The following is a 13526-nucleotide window of genomic DNA, read 5'->3' as shown; positions in this document are numbered from 1 at the left end:
GTTCGTGATTTCAGGCACGACTCGAGCGCACGACAAAGCGCACACTCGAAAAATTCTAACTTCCTTCGAGGGCGCGGTCAAATGCCGCCGACCGGCGGGCATTGCCGCCCCGCGCGTCAGGCGAATGACTCGCCCACGCCGAGCGGCGCACCTGCCCGCCAGTAGTTGCAGGCAGCCCAAAGCCCGATCGCGAGCAGCGCCGCGCCAGCCACGATCGCGGCAACGGCGACGCCTGCATCGCCCGACGAGAGCGGCAGCGAGGATGCCGCGAGCACGAGGAGCCCGACGCCGCACAGCCACAGGTCGAATCGCCAGCGCAGGGTGAACCACGCCCAGAACGCCTGCCCCGGCGCGCCGGAGAGGGCCGCCTCGCCGCGGCGGCGCACGACGCTCGCGTACACCGACTTCTTGACGAACGAGCCTAGGGTGGCCCCGGCGACCCCGACCAGAAGGAGTCCGTATGCGAGCAGGGAGCCGAGCACCGTGTACGCGCCCTCGTGCTCGACGGATGCGGGCCACGTGCCCGACGACGCAGAGAAGGCGGCGAGGAACGTGACGGTGAGCGAGACGACGACGAGGGCGATCATCCACGCGGCGTGCACGCCGAGGCCGATGGGCCGGAAGACGGCGACGAGCGAACCCTGAGGCAGCAGGGTGCCGCGCGGCTCTCCCCGCCCCGCCCCGATGCCGCCGCGGCGCAACAGCTCCCCCGGGATCAGCGCGCACATCGCCAGCAGCAGAATGATGCCCGGTGTGGCCAGCGTGTTGTCGGCGGCGGCCGAGACCCAGGAGGCAAGCGACGGGTCGCTCGCCGCGGCATCCGCTCGTGACGCCCAGGTGACGCCGATGGCCTGGGCTGTGATCATCGCGACCGCTATGGCGACGAGGGCGCCGCCGATCGCGTCGAGGACGACGCCGGCACGGTGCGAGGATGCCTGTGCCGATTCACTCACTGCGGCCGGCGCCTGGTATGCGTGTGACATCATTCCTCGATCTGGGTGGGTATCGGCTCGTTCGAGAACGTGACCGAGTCGACGATGGAGTCGAACAGCTGGGTGAAGAGATCGGGCTCGGGCACGGTGGGCGCGCTGATCGTGATGCCGAGCAGCCGAGAGCCGTCCGGCACGGGCAGCCAGTACTCGCAGCGAAGCGTCGGCGCCTGCTCGGCTCCGATACGTTGCTGGAAGAACTCGGCCGTGCGGGCGACGCTGCCGGTGCGCTGCTCGAGGATGGTCGCGGCAGGGAAGGAACGGGCCAGGCGCGCGCGTACCACGGCGGCGGCGGCCTCGTCGTGGTCGACAGTCGCACCTCGTGCGGCCTCGTCCTGCGGGGCGGCATCGGCCTGCGGGGCGGCATCGGCCTGCGGGACCGGCCACTCGCGCGAGGTCGTGAGGAGCGACGCCGGGAACGGCACCCCGGGCACCAGCTCAAGCGACAGGGCGAAGGATGCCGCGCCGACCGCCTTCGCCCGTGCGGCCGTCTGCGTCAGCTCGTCGACCGCCTGGCGCCGCCTGGTGGCCAGCCGATCCGCCCTTCCGACCTGCGCCTTCACGAGGGCGACGATGCGCTTACGCATCTCCTGGTCGTCGGCGAGCGGGATCCACGCCCACGTGCCCGGCAGGATGAGCGAGAGTTCGTGCTCGGTGGCCGCCGCGCTCATGCCGCGCCTTCCAGCGTGACCTCGAGCGAGGCCACAAGCTGCTCGGTCGCCTCGGCCATGTCGTCGAAGGCGTTGAGATTCTGCGTCGAGAACACGAACTGCACGAGCTGCGCCGCGCTCGGCGGGAATACCCCGAAGACGGTGCGCTGCTCGACATGCTCGTCGGGCGCACCCGGCTCGCGATGCGAGATGAGGCTCTCGGAGCCAACGAGTTGCCCGGCGTCGACCGGCCGCAGCCACGTGCGATTGGCGCGGAACACCATTCCCGGCTGCCACTCTGCCGCCTCGTCGTTCAGGCTCTGCTGCATGCCCTCCGGCGACTCGAAGACCTCGAGCGCGGTCAGCTCGAAGGCGAGGGCGCAGCTGATCTCGCCGAGCTGGGGCCAGGGCACGTAGACCGCGGCGGTCGCAGTGATGTCGCCGGCGCGTTGCAGGCGTGCCTGCAGCGCGCTCATCCGCTCTCTTAGTGCTGCGGATGCCGCGGTATCCGCCGTGAGCCGACTCGACAGGTCGGTGGCCCACGTGTGCGCCTCGTCACCGTCGCCGAGTGGCACCGGGTACCAGTGTGCAGGCAGCCGGATCTGAAAAGACGAGACGTCTCGGGATGGCGCGGGTCGCTGCTCGCTCACGCTGCACCTTTCGAACTCGTGCTCATCGAAGACCACCCTAGCCGGAGCGGTATTTCGGAGGGCCTCACTTGTCGGATGGCGCGAACTGGCTCTCGACCACATGCGCACCGCCGGCGAGGATTCCGGTGTTCACCATGGCGTTGCCGTAGCCCGCCACGACCGTCAAAGCCTTCTCACCCGTGGTGAAGAGGCCGATGGAGTTCTTCGCGGTGCTGCCGAGCGCCCATGCGTCGTCACCGGCGAAGCCCTGCGGCGTGAACTTCTTGACCGACTCCTGCAGAGACTTCTTGACCACGTCGCCCGCGCCGGTGAAGTGGAAGCCAGCGCCGGTGTCTGCGAGGTCGAGCGGGTCCTTGAAGAACTGCCGGAACGTCAGCTTGTTCTGCGCCAGACGCGACGCAGCGCGCTTGCCGACGGCCAGCTCGCCCTGCAGTGCCTTGCCTGCCTTGAGGTCGCCGCCCGCCTTCGAGAACGCCTTCATTGCGACGACGCCACGCACATTCTTTCCGATGAGCGCGAAGATCTTGCCGCCGAAGCAGGTGAGGACTCCCATGCCGACGGCCATGAGCAGGTCGCCCCAGCCGCCGTCGCCGTTGATGAGGTTCACGGTGGCCTCGATGACCGAGAGCACGGCGCCGACCGCGGCGAGCACGATGAGCACCTGACCGAGAATCGGCACCCACGAGAGGAAGATGGCGAGCACGCCGGCCCAGTCGCAGATGGTCTTGAAGACATCGTAGATGCCGGTCAGGACGTCGCCCCAGTCATCCCAGAATCCGTCTTTCAGACCGTGGTTCTTCTTTCCGTCGACGACCTCGACGATCGCGGTGATCGCCGTCGACGCCGCGGCGTTTTTGGCGTCGCGGGCCGCGCGCCATTCCTCGTGTGCGGCCTCGAGCGCCTTGTCGGCGTCTGCCGCGGTGCTGTCGGCCGTGTCGGCTTTGTCGATCGCCGTCTTCGCGGCATCCGGGTCGTCGCCGGCGAGCGACGAGTGCACCTTCTGCCCAGCCTGATACGAGGCATAGTGGGCGGCGGATGCGGCCTCCTGCTTCTCGTTGATGTGCGAAATGGCCGTATCGGCCTCGTCCTTCGCTGTGCGCAGTTTCGTCGCGTAGACCTGCAGCGCGTCGGCCGTGACGGCGTATCGGTCGCGCGCCTTGTCAATGTCGTCCGCGACCTCCTTCGCCTTCTCGCGAACCGCGTCGACGGCCTCGCTCGTCATGTCGTCGACATCGTGCACTTTGCGCAGCGTGACCACAGACCGCGCGATCGCGCTCGCGATCTGTGCGTAGTGCTTCGCTTTCGTCTCGAGCAGGTCGGGGTCGCCCTTGAGGGGCTGGAACTCGTGGTCGCTCATCGTGTCGCCTTCGTCGCCCTACCGGGCTTTCGCCGCGGTCGTCTGTGGCTTGGGCGCATCTTCCGCGCCCTCGCGGAGCGCCTTCGCGAGCCCCTCATCGACCTTCGTGAACCCATCGGTGATTGCGGCGATCTGCTCGTGCAGCGCCTTCACGTCGTCCGTCATGTCTTTGCGCTTGTCGTTCCACTTGTGGGCGAAGTCCCGCACATGACCGCGCAGGTCGTCGTGACCGGTTGCGTCTGCGACGGTGTCGCTGAAGTCGTCGGCGTTCGTGAACTCGGCCGAGACGGATTCCAGATCACTCACGAGCTGCGCGAGCAACTCGAGATCGAGCTTCAGGTCGGGCATGGCGTCTCCCCTCGTCTTTTACGCTGCGGATGGCCGCTTTCTCGTTTCATGGGCGAGGGTGCGGGCCGGCCCGCCAGGAGCCGGGCCGCACCCTCGTCGACGATGCGCCGATTCAGCCGCCGATGCCCTTCGCAAGCTCGCTGTCGACGTTCTGCAGTGCGTCTGCCGCCTTCGTCAGGAACTGCGACATTCCGTCGAGGCCGTTCACGGCCTCGGTGGTGCCCTTGGTGAACTGCTCGTACGAGGTGTGGAACGCCCCGGATGCCGCGTCGGTGACGAAGCCGCCCTGAACCAGGCCGTTGACCAGGTTCTGCAGTTCGTGAAGCTTGGACGTGATGTCGTCCTTGCCCGTGATGAGACGGTTGGCAGCATCCGTCATCTCGCCGTAGGTCACATTCATGTTGGCCATGAACAACAACTCCTCAATATCTCTTCGGTGGTCCCGGAAGCCCCCTGGGGCCGACCGGCTACATACAAACTAACGGGACGATGGGGTGGGATGGAATGGGGAGTACTCCCCATCGGGCTGCGGCAGCTGCACCTTCGCGAAGCGGCCCTTGGCAATGTAGACGCCGCGACCGGGCGGGAACTCCGAGCGGTTCATGCGCGGCAGCGCCGTCTTCAGCAGGATGTCGCCCTCGACCGCTTCGGGCTGCAGCAGGATGCCGCGGCGGCCGTTCTTGACCTCGCCGAGCAGCGGCCACGACGACCCCCAGGCGCTCGTCTCGGCCTCGGCCAACATGAAGTGGTCGCTGCGCCGCGCGGCCTTCGTGAGCTCGACGATCGCCGAATCCGCTGGCGTCTGCAGGAAGTCGCCGATCGACTCGATGAATACTGCGATGTGGCCATCGGTGTCGGGGTCGGCGATCGCCGCGGCCAGGTCTTTGGCCAGCGCCGCGACGGTCTCGACGGTCGTTGCCGCTTCGGTCCACAGCGGCGAGCGCGACTGCGGCGAGCGCGCGTTGCCGAGGTAGTAGAGGCGTATGGCGGGGTCGAATCGATGAACGGATGCCGCGATGGCCGCCAGTGCGGTGCTTCGACCGCTCGCGGGCGGGCCCGCGAGGAGCATGGTGCCCGTCGGATCGAAGCCGTACGGGCCGAGGTCGATGTCGCTGATGCCGAGCACGGGCTCCTCCCCCACGCGCTCGGGCAGCGTCGCCAGCCCGTACTCCTTCGGCAGGGAGCCGATGGCCGGCGCGTCGGGTACGCCGGCGCGACGCATCGCATCCGCGAGCCTGCCCATGGCGGCCGACTGGTCGGAGACCGATGACGACCCGCCCAGGATGGCGATCTGCGTCTCGAAACCGTCGACGATGGCGCGGCCGGGAGGGGACTTGGCGCCCAGGACGTCGCTGGGTACATCGAGCATGCCGTAGCCGTCGTCGGCGAGACGCAGCACGACCTTGCGCTGAATGCTCGACGAGATGGATGCCGGCACCGCGCCCGCGCGATCGGCTGTGAGCGCGACGTGCATTCCCAGCTGCCTGCCGTCGGCGAGGATGTCCTTGAAGACGTCGTACCAGATGGAGCGGCCGGCCGGGATCTCGAAGTCGTTGCGGAAGTTCGCGAAGCCGTCAATGAGCAGAAGGATGCGCGGCTCGCCGGGGCGGTTCGTGAGCCGGCGGTACTCGCTGATCGACGACGCGTTCGCCTCGGCGTAGCGCGGCTTGCGATCGTTGAGCACGCCCTGAAGCATGCGGAAGAGGCGGATGACGCGCTCGGCATCGTCGCCGCCGATGACGGAGCCGACGTGGGGCAGCTGCTCCAGCATCCGCAGGCTGCCGGAACCGAAGTCGAGGCCGTACACCTGCACGGGTCCGCCGCGCGGGGTGATGGCGGCCGACGCCGCGAGCGTGCGCAGCACGGCCGACTTGCCCGAGCCGCCGGTGCCGAAGATGGAGATGTTGCCGTCGACATCTGGCCGGAAGTAGACCGGAACCTGCTGCTGCCGCTCGGCGATGTCGGAGACGCCGAGCAGCAGTTCGGAGTCGGTGCGCTGGCGCAGCAGCCCCAGATCGTAGGTGGCGGCGAGCTCGTCGAGCCACGGCCTGCGTGGCGGCGGGATCTCGGCCGCGCTCTGTGCGGCGATGATGTTCGCGACGAGGCGCTGCTGGTCGGTGGGGCCCAGGTCGCGGTGCTCGTCGACGTCGGTGCGGCCCTGCTCCTCCCAGCGGTTCTCGCCGCCGAAGCGCAGCTCGGCCACCTCGATGTCGGGGCGCTCGGGCTCCCTGGTGGTCCAGCCGCCCGCGTAGCCCGACTGGAACTGCACGAGCCGGCCCGGCCCGGTCTTCGCCACCCCGCGGCCCGGGATTCCCGGGTCGAAGTGGGCGGCATCCTTGATGCCGACGACATCCTGACTGTCGGACTCATCGGCCATGCGCAGCGCAATGCGCATGTTGGTGTTGGCGCGCAGGTTGTCCTTGATGACGCCCGCGGGCCGCTGCGTGGCCATGATCAGGTGGATGCCCAGCGAACGCCCGCGCTGGGCGATGTCGACCACGCCGTCGACGAACTCGGGAACCTCGCCCGCGAGCGCCGCGAACTCGTCGATGACGAGCACAAGCGCGGGCGGGCTGTCGGGATCGCCGCGCTTCTCGAGCTCGAGCAGATCCTTGGCCTTCTTGCGATTCAGCAGGTGCTCGCGGTGGTGCAGCTCGGCGCGCAGGCTGGTGAGGGCCCGCCGCACAAGGTGCGGGCTGAGGTCGGTGACGAGGCCGACGCAGTGCGGCAGGTTGACGCAGTCGGCGAAGGCCGAGCCTCCCTTGTAGTCGACGAAGAGGAACGTGACGCGGTCGGAGCTGTACTCGGCGGCCATGCCGAGCACCCAGGCCTGCAGGAACTCGCTCTTGCCCGCGCCGGTCGTGCCGCCGACAAGGGCGTGCGGGCCCTGGGTGCGCAGATCGAGGTGCATGGCGTCGACGCCGGCCGAGCCGATGATGGCGCGCAGCTTGCCAGCCCGGCGCGGAGTCAGCGGACCGCCGGAGCGGTCGTGGATGGAGGCGTTCTGCCGCCAGCGGTCGATGACGGCGTCGCTCGTCTCGATCATGTCGTGGCCCAGCAGCGTGACAAGCGAGACCGAGCGTGGCAGGTCGCTCGAGTCGGCGACGAGGGCGCCGGCGTCGATGACGGGCGCCATGCGCCGGGCGAAGTCGAGGGCCATCGTCGAATCGACCTGCTCGGTGACCACGTTTTCGATCGTCTCGCCGAGACGCACGAAGCCCACGGTTGCGCGGCCAGGCTCGTCGCCGAGCGCCAGGTAGGTTCGGCACACGGCGGGCAGGGCGGGCACATCCGACGCGATCCAGATGGGGTACACCCCGGCATCCGCCGCGGTCTCCGAGAGTTGCACGAGCCGGGCACGATCGACGGCGACGTCGTCGGAGATGAGCACCACGATCGCGGGGATGGGGGACGGCGTGCCCTCGCCCGTGCGGGCGCGGCCCACGTCGGCGCCGCGCTCGAGCGCGGCGTCATCCTGCACCATCGCTCCCCTGCGCTGCGTGCGTGCGCGCTCGGCCGCCAGGCGCGCCTCGACCACACCCTCGATGGCCGAGAGCACGCTGGCGCCGCTCGTGGCGCTGTCGGCGAGGTGGCTGCCGTCGACGGGGCTGTGCGGGGAAGAGGTGTGCGGGATCCACTTGAGCCACTCGAGCTCGCGCGACCAGCGCGGCGTGACGAGTGAGGCGACCACCAGCTCGGCCGGCGAATGCAGGGCCGTGAGCTGCACGAGGATCGAGTTGAGCGAGCCGATGGCCTGCTCAGGCGTACCCGCGATGCCAAGCGCCCCCGAATCGTAGAGGTTGTCAATGAGCGGCACGCCCTCGACGCGCTTGTGCGCCTCGATGACAGCCTCGAGCCGCTCGTGGAACTCGGGCAGCATGTCGCCCCGCGAGTTCGACTGCACGACGTTGCGCGACGTCATGGAGCCGATGCCCAGGCGCACGTTGAGGAACGACCAGTGCTCGGGCCTCCTGGTCCACAGCAGCGGGCCGCGCCGCATCGCCGCGTCATACGCGTCGCGAGTGGATGGCGATTCGCCGAGCCGCAGCTCGTACTCGCGCACGTGCTCCTGCTCGAGCTGGCCCGTGAGCACCGTCAGCCGCTTCTCGAAGACGGCGATCGCCTTCTTCAGGCGACGCTTCTCCCGCTGCTTCGTGGTGACGAAGTTGCCGATCATCATGACGGGCGAGAGCAGGCAGAACAGCAGCGTGGTGGCGTTGCCGGTGAAGAAGAACATGGCCCCGCCCAGCAGGAACGGTGTGATCATCGCGAGCAGCGGGAAGGGCGGCTCGTCTTTCTCGGCGGGCACCTCGGGCGCCACGTACTGCTTGCCCGCGTAGCGCTGCTCGACCTTCGGCGAACGGTTGAAGAAGATAGGACCGGCCTTCGGCACCACGCCAGACGGCGCCACGCTGCCCGCGACGGTGACCAGCACTTCAGAGTCGCCGATGAGCAGCGTCTCACTCTTGGCGATGCGCAGACGCGTGACGATGCCGCCGTCGACGACAACGCCGTTGGCCGAGCCCAGATCGACGACCTCGACCTGCTCACCGACCTCGAAGCGCACGTGCCGCTTGGAGACCAGCCGGTCGTTCAGCACGATGTCGCAGGTGGACTCGCGGCCGAGCACCGTCGTGCCCGCCGTCAACGGGAACTCGGCGCCAGCATCCGGCCCGCTGATCACCCGCAGGCTGGCGAGAGCGGGCGCCCTGCCCGTGGAACTCGGCGAGTAGTAGACCCCGGCGTCAGCAAGGGCGACGGTGGCGCCGCTGCCGATCCACGCCTCGCCAACCGGCGCATCCGGAGGCAGGATGAGCGCCTCGGCCTGGCCTGGCAGGGTCGCGGCAAGCGTGAGTCCGCGGTCGTCGACGGCGGCGGGCGCTGCGGCGGCTCTGGGGTCGAGCCTGCGGATGGCGGTGGCGACGTCGGCGATGCTCGCCGCGGCATCCGTCGTAACGACAATGTCGTCTGGTTCACCCGCGGGCCGTCTCAGCGTGAGCTTGAGGCGCATTGATCCCCCTTCGTCGGCCAGGCGGATTCCGCCCCGACAGACACCCTATCGAGCCGATGGGCGACGGATGCCGCGGGCAGACCCGCTGTGGAAAGTGCGACGCGGCCGGCGAATGGTGAGGGCCGGCCTCATTCGCCCCGGCGTTCCCACGGCCAGCGCGGGCCGCCGTTGTCGCCCACATGCGTCGCGAGCACGAGCATATAGAGGAACGCGACGATGGCGGCGAGTGCGGCGGCTCCGAGGGCGAACGGCGAGATGAGGTTGCGTGCGGCGAAGAGCACGAAGGCGATCGGGTCGCCTCGGCCCGCCGCGTAGACCGCGCTGCCGATGCCGACGTAGCCGATGAGGGCCGCGATGCCCACGCCCACGGAGCCGCCGATGGAGATGCGCTGACGCTCGGGCGGGATGCGCACGCCGATGGAGATGAGTGAGACGAGCACGACGACGGCGCTCGTCGCGACCATGACCGGGCCGACCACGACGCCGGCGTCACGCTCGCCGATGACGTCGACGTTCGCCGCGAGGCTGATGAAGCCGAACGCGGCGATGACGAGGGCCACGTAGAGAACGGCGGCGAAGATCGCGACGCCGAGAGCGTAGCGCTGGAATTCCTTCACGTCGCGCAGCGCCGTTCTTTCGCTGCCCGCGCTACTGCTGCGGTGCGGCAGGGTGCAGTTGCGGCGCGTTCGACAGCTCGCGGTCGTACGCCTCGCGCGCCTCGATGTTGCGGGCGCGCACCCGGCGGCCGCGGGCGGCGATCCAGGCGCCGAACCACACCGTCACCTCGCGGGCGACGATCGCGGCAGCGAACGTGAGCGGATTCGCCCACAGGCGCGAGACGAACGATTCGACCTGGCCGGGCGAGATCTCCCACGCGTTAGTGAGCAGCGTGGCCGCGACGAACGCGAAGTAGACGATGACGCCGACGAAGAACCCGCCGATGACGTACCACCACCAGCCGCCGCGGTTCGCGATGGCGGCGAGCAGGAACAGGGCGAGCGTGAAGATGATGGCCGTGGCCCAGTACGCGGGCGTGCCCATGTAGTGCACGAGCCGGTCGAGAATGTCGCTCTGGTTGGTGATGGCGAAGATCCCGAGCACCACCAGGGCGTCGACGATGGCGAACACAATGCCCGCGAGGATCGAGATGAGGATACCGGCGGCGCGGTTGCCCTTGTTGCGCGGCGGCGTGGGCGTGGAGACGTAGATCGGGCCGGCAGGGGCGGCGACGGTGTCCGCCGGCGGAGCAGCCGGTACCGCCCCGGTCTCCGCTGATCGAGTAGCCGGCTCGGCCGGCGTATCGAGTTCCGCCGCCGCCTGCGCGCTCGGCTCCGGAGCCCAGGCGGGAGTCGCCGGCTCGGCGTACACATCGGTGACCGGATGCTCGTTGCCGGTCTCCCCGGCCGCCTCCACGCGCTCGGGCTCGCTCTGCGCAGCCGCGCCGCCGCCAGTCTCGTCGTCGACGGCCGCACCCTGGCCCGTGTTCACGTGGCCACTCGCCGATCGCGGCTCGGCCGGAACGTCGACCTCACCGGTGTAGGTGTCTTCCGGGGCGGGCGGCGCGGGTGGGGTCGTACCGTTCTGCTCGGCCGACTCGGCGACCTCGTCGAACACGGGCGCCTCGCCGGTGCTGGCAGCCGGCTCGTTCTCAGGGGACCGGGGCGTGTCGTTGCTCATGGTGCCACTCCTCATCGAAGCCCGCACGGGCGTCTCTGGTGACACTGTAGCAACGGGGGCGGCTCGCGCCCGGGAGCGCGGACGGCTTGCCTCCGCGTGACCGGCGACGTGCCTCCGCGTGACCGGCGACGTGCCTCCGCGTGATGGGCGACGCGCCGAGAGTGGGTGTTCGCGACGAACGTGGGTGGTCGAGCACCCGATCTCGTCGCGAACGGCCACGCTCGAGGAGGGGGAGGAGGAGGAGGCGGAGGAGGGGGAGGAGGAGTCGGGGGAGGAGGATGAGGAGGAGGAGGGGTTTCGAGACAGCCAGCAGAGCCGGCTTCCTCAACCCGCGTCGGCTGTCAACCCCGGGGCGGCTCAGCCGGCGGCGGCGTTCGACTGCGTGGCGGTGGAGGCGGGTACCGGCGCGGTGGTCGACGTCAGCACGTACGTGAGCCCGGCCAGGTTCGCGTCGACGGAGCCCGGCGGCAGCTCCGTTGCCCCCGACGCCTTCGCCTCGGTGGTCGAGAACGTCGTCACAAGGAACAGCCGCTTGCCCGTCTGCACCCCCTTCACGAAGTTCAGCACGTTCGCGTACTGTCCCGTCACCGTCACCTGGATCGGGATCGCCGCGAAATTGTCTGCCGTGATGAGGGCGTTCGTCACGGGCGGCATTCCGGCGGCCGGGGTCTCGGCGGCGGCGGGCACGGGAGCGTCGGTCGGCGCGGGTGTCGCCGTGGCATCCGCGCTCGTCGTGCCTGACGTGCTCGATGCCGGCGGCGCAACCGACTTGTACGGCTGCGCGTCAGAGACGGTGAGTCCGGAGATGGTGACACCCGCCTGCGCCGCGAGGGCGTCGAGTTCGTTGACGAGGGCAGGCATCTGCGCGTCGGTCGGCACGGACTGGCCGAGCGCCGCGAGCTGCGCCTTCATGTCGTCGAGCGAGGCCGAATCCGACTTGAGTTTCGCGAGAGCCGCGCGGTTCTTGGCGTTCGTCGCCTCGACGTCGGCACGTTGAGCGGATGCGGACGACACGGCATCGAGTTGCGGCTGCACGCCGACGAACCATCCGAGCACGGCGATGACGACCATCGCGAGACTCGCCCCGATGACCCACAACCTGTTGGAATTCATCGTCATTTCTCCTTCGTGACGAAGCGCTTATCGAACGCGGCATCGTTGATGTGCATCGTGATGTCGACCGTGTAGGTGCCGGTTGCCGGGTCGAGTGCGACCGACCCGGGGGTGGCGTCAGCGAATCCCGTGAGGCTCGAGAGCCCCGTGAGCCAGGCGGGCACCTGCGGCAGCGTCGGGCTGGTCGCGGCGAAACTGAGCGTCGCAACGCGGGCGCCCTGCAGGGGGGCGGTCGGCTGGCTGTACTGGGCGAGAGGCGAGGCCGAATCCACCGTGACGCTCGTGATCGTCACGTTCGCCGGCAGGGTCGCCTGCACCTTTTCGAGGTAGGCCTTCCAGTCGATCTCGGTCGAGGCGCCGACCTGCTGGGCGGCCTGCACGAGGCTGACCTGCTGCTGCACGGTGCGCACGTCTGAGAGCTTCGACTGCTGGGAGAGCAGCTGAACCGTGGTATCGCGCTCGGCCTCGAGCTGCGACTGCGCCTCGTTCGCCACGAGGGTGGCGGCACCGGTGGCGGCCACGATGATGACCAGCACGCCGACCACGCCGAGGCCCAGCGCGCGCCGCACGCCGCGCGCGTGACGTTGCGCGAGCACTTCGGGCGGCAGAAGGTGTACGCGCGGCTCGGCACCGAGAATGAGCCTGTCGTTGGTGCGGGCGTTGCTCATGCTGCACTCCCCAGGGCGAGACCGAGCGAGACGGTGAGGGCGGATTGGCTGGCGCGAAGCTCGTCGGCACGGAGGCTGCGCCCCAGGCCGATGCTGGTGAACGGGTCGGCCATGAGCACCGGGATGCGGGTGAGCTCGCCGAGCGCGTCGGGGAGACCCTCGAGCTTCGCGCCGCCGCCGGTCAGCACGATCTGCGCCACCGGGTTCTGCGGCCGAGTGTTCATGAAGTAGTTGATCGTGTTGCGCAGGCTGTTGAGCAGTTCGCTGGTGACCTGGAAGATGATCTCGGCGTGACGGCGGTCGAGGTCGCTTGTGACGGTGGTGTTCAGCCCGCGCATCCGCTTCAGCTTCTCCGCCTCTGCGTGCTCGATCTCGAGCCGGTCGCGCAGCGCCGCCGTGAGGTCGTCGCCGCCCGCCGGAATGATGCGCACGAACTGAGGAACGCCCTTCTGGGCGATGACGACGCTCGTGGTGTTCGCGCCGATCTCGATGACCGCGGTTGTGCCCTCGATCTCGTCTCGCTGCAGCAGCGCGCGCGTGATGGCGAACGGAATCAGGTCGACGTCGACCGGCGTGAGGCCGGCGAGCTGCACGGCCTTGATGTTGCCGAGCACCGCGTCCTTCACAGCGGCGATGAGCAGCCCGTTGGCCATGAGCCCGTTCTCGCCCTGGGTCTCCGAGATGGGGTAGAAGTCGAGAAGCGCGTCGGCCACCGGCACCGGCAGCAGTTCCTGCACATGGAACGGCAGCGATTCACGGATGCGCTCGATGGGCATCGAGGGAACGCTCACGTCACGCGCGAGCACCCGCTGGTTACCCATGCCGAGCACGACGTTCTTCGAGCGGAAGCGACCCTTCGCCCACAACTGCTTGAGCGCGGCGGCGACGGTGTTCGGCTCGAGCACCTCACCGCGGCTCACCGCCCCCTCGGGCAGCGGCACCTCGAAGAAGCCCACGAGAGTCTGCCTGCCGCGGCCCGAACGCCTCACCTCCGCCGCGCGCACGGTGGAGCTGCCGATGTCGACACCGACGATGCTCTGAGCCATGTGATTCTCCTTCTGTC

At 69.2% G+C, this 13526-nt stretch carries 12 protein-coding genes; all 12 read right to left on the bottom strand.

Features of this window, described 5'->3' with window-relative positions:
• Window positions 1-116: 116 nt before the first annotated feature.
• The 12 genes from OSC27_RS13060 to pilM all read right to left on the bottom strand — a co-directional run bounded on the left by OSC27_RS13060 (window position 117) and on the right by pilM (window position 13509).
• The gene (locus OSC27_RS13060) at window positions 117-953 is read right to left on the bottom strand and encodes a hypothetical protein (RefSeq protein WP_267181911.1); all 837 of its coding nucleotides are present in this window, start codon (window positions 951-953) and stop codon (window positions 117-119) included.
• 29 nt (window positions 954-982) lie between these two features.
• Window positions 983-1660, bottom strand: a complete 678-nt coding sequence (locus tag OSC27_RS13055; protein WP_267181910.1) for a hypothetical protein — start codon at window positions 1658-1660, stop codon at window positions 983-985.
• Window positions 1657-2289 (bottom strand): hypothetical protein, encoded by a 633-nt coding sequence (locus tag OSC27_RS13050; protein ID WP_267181909.1) that lies wholly within the window; start codon window positions 2287-2289, stop codon window positions 1657-1659. Before OSC27_RS13050 ends, OSC27_RS13055 begins: the two co-directional genes overlap by 4 nt.
• Before the next feature lie 64 nt (window positions 2290-2353).
• The gene (locus OSC27_RS13045; protein WP_267181908.1) at window positions 2354-3646 is read right to left on the bottom strand and encodes a putative T7SS-secreted protein; all 1293 of its coding nucleotides are present in this window, start codon (window positions 3644-3646) and stop codon (window positions 2354-2356) included.
• Window positions 3647-3664: 18 nt separating this feature from the next.
• Window positions 3665-3994: a hypothetical protein gene (locus tag OSC27_RS13040; protein WP_267181907.1), complete on the bottom strand. Its 330-nt coding sequence runs from the start codon at window positions 3992-3994 to the stop codon at window positions 3665-3667.
• A 112-nt stretch (window positions 3995-4106) separates the two neighbouring features.
• Window positions 4107-4403: a WXG100 family type VII secretion target gene (locus tag OSC27_RS13035; RefSeq protein WP_267181906.1), complete on the bottom strand. Its 297-nt coding sequence runs from the start codon at window positions 4401-4403 to the stop codon at window positions 4107-4109.
• A gap of 69 nt (window positions 4404-4472) precedes the next feature.
• Complete coding sequence (locus OSC27_RS13030; protein WP_267181905.1) at window positions 4473-9005, bottom strand: FtsK/SpoIIIE domain-containing protein; 4533 nt, start codon at window positions 9003-9005, stop codon at window positions 4473-4475.
• A 128-nt stretch (window positions 9006-9133) separates the two neighbouring features.
• Window positions 9134-9622, bottom strand: coding sequence for a DUF6121 family protein (locus OSC27_RS13025; protein ID WP_267181904.1), 489 nt, complete (start codon window positions 9620-9622; stop codon window positions 9134-9136).
• A gap of 31 nt (window positions 9623-9653) precedes the next feature.
• Window positions 9654-10682: a hypothetical protein gene (locus OSC27_RS13020; protein WP_267181903.1), complete on the bottom strand. Its 1029-nt coding sequence runs from the start codon at window positions 10680-10682 to the stop codon at window positions 9654-9656.
• A gap of 357 nt (window positions 10683-11039) precedes the next feature.
• The gene (locus OSC27_RS13015) at window positions 11040-11801 is read right to left on the bottom strand and encodes a type 4a pilus biogenesis protein PilO (protein WP_267181902.1); all 762 of its coding nucleotides are present in this window, start codon (window positions 11799-11801) and stop codon (window positions 11040-11042) included.
• Window positions 11798-12463, bottom strand: coding sequence for a hypothetical protein (locus OSC27_RS13010; RefSeq protein ID WP_267181901.1), 666 nt, complete (start codon window positions 12461-12463; stop codon window positions 11798-11800). The genes OSC27_RS13015 and OSC27_RS13010 overlap by 4 nt, the downstream gene beginning before the upstream one ends.
• Entirely contained in the window at window positions 12460-13509 is a 1050-nt protein-coding gene (pilM, locus tag OSC27_RS13005; RefSeq protein ID WP_267181900.1) for a type IV pilus assembly protein PilM, read from the bottom strand. Before pilM ends, OSC27_RS13010 begins: the two co-directional genes overlap by 4 nt.
• Window positions 13510-13526: the final 17 nt, after the last annotated feature.

This window comes from Microbacterium sp. STN6 (assembly GCF_026410545.1).
Classification (GTDB): domain Bacteria; phylum Actinomycetota; class Actinomycetes; order Actinomycetales; family Microbacteriaceae; genus Root112D2.
Note: the sequence above shows the minus strand (reverse complement) of the source record. Positions and strands in the feature narration are given on the sequence as shown.

Excerpts from the sequence above, each read along its gene's own strand:
- OSC27_RS13055 (WP_267181910.1), bottom strand. The coding sequence starts at position 1,660 with ATGAGCGCGGCGGCCACCGAGCACGAACTCTCGCTCATCCTGCCGGGC.
- OSC27_RS13045 (WP_267181908.1), bottom strand. The coding sequence starts at position 3,646 with ATGAGCGACCACGAGTTCCAGCCCCTCAAGGGCGACCCCGACCTGCTC.
- OSC27_RS13040 (WP_267181907.1), bottom strand. The coding sequence starts at position 3,994 with ATGCCCGACCTGAAGCTCGATCTCGAGTTGCTCGCGCAGCTCGTGAGT.
- OSC27_RS13035 (WP_267181906.1), bottom strand. The coding sequence starts at position 4,403 with ATGGCCAACATGAATGTGACCTACGGCGAGATGACGGATGCTGCCAAC.
- OSC27_RS13030 (WP_267181905.1), bottom strand. The coding sequence starts at position 9,005 with ATGCGCCTCAAGCTCACGCTGAGACGGCCCGCGGGTGAACCAGACGAC.
- OSC27_RS13020 (WP_267181903.1), bottom strand. The coding sequence starts at position 10,682 with ATGAGCAACGACACGCCCCGGTCCCCTGAGAACGAGCCGGCTGCCAGC.
- OSC27_RS13015 (WP_267181902.1), bottom strand. The coding sequence starts at position 11,801 with ATGACGATGAATTCCAACAGGTTGTGGGTCATCGGGGCGAGTCTCGCG.
- OSC27_RS13010 (WP_267181901.1), bottom strand. The coding sequence starts at position 12,463 with ATGAGCAACGCCCGCACCAACGACAGGCTCATTCTCGGTGCCGAGCCG.
- pilM (WP_267181900.1), bottom strand. The coding sequence starts at position 13,509 with ATGGCTCAGAGCATCGTCGGTGTCGACATCGGCAGCTCCACCGTGCGC.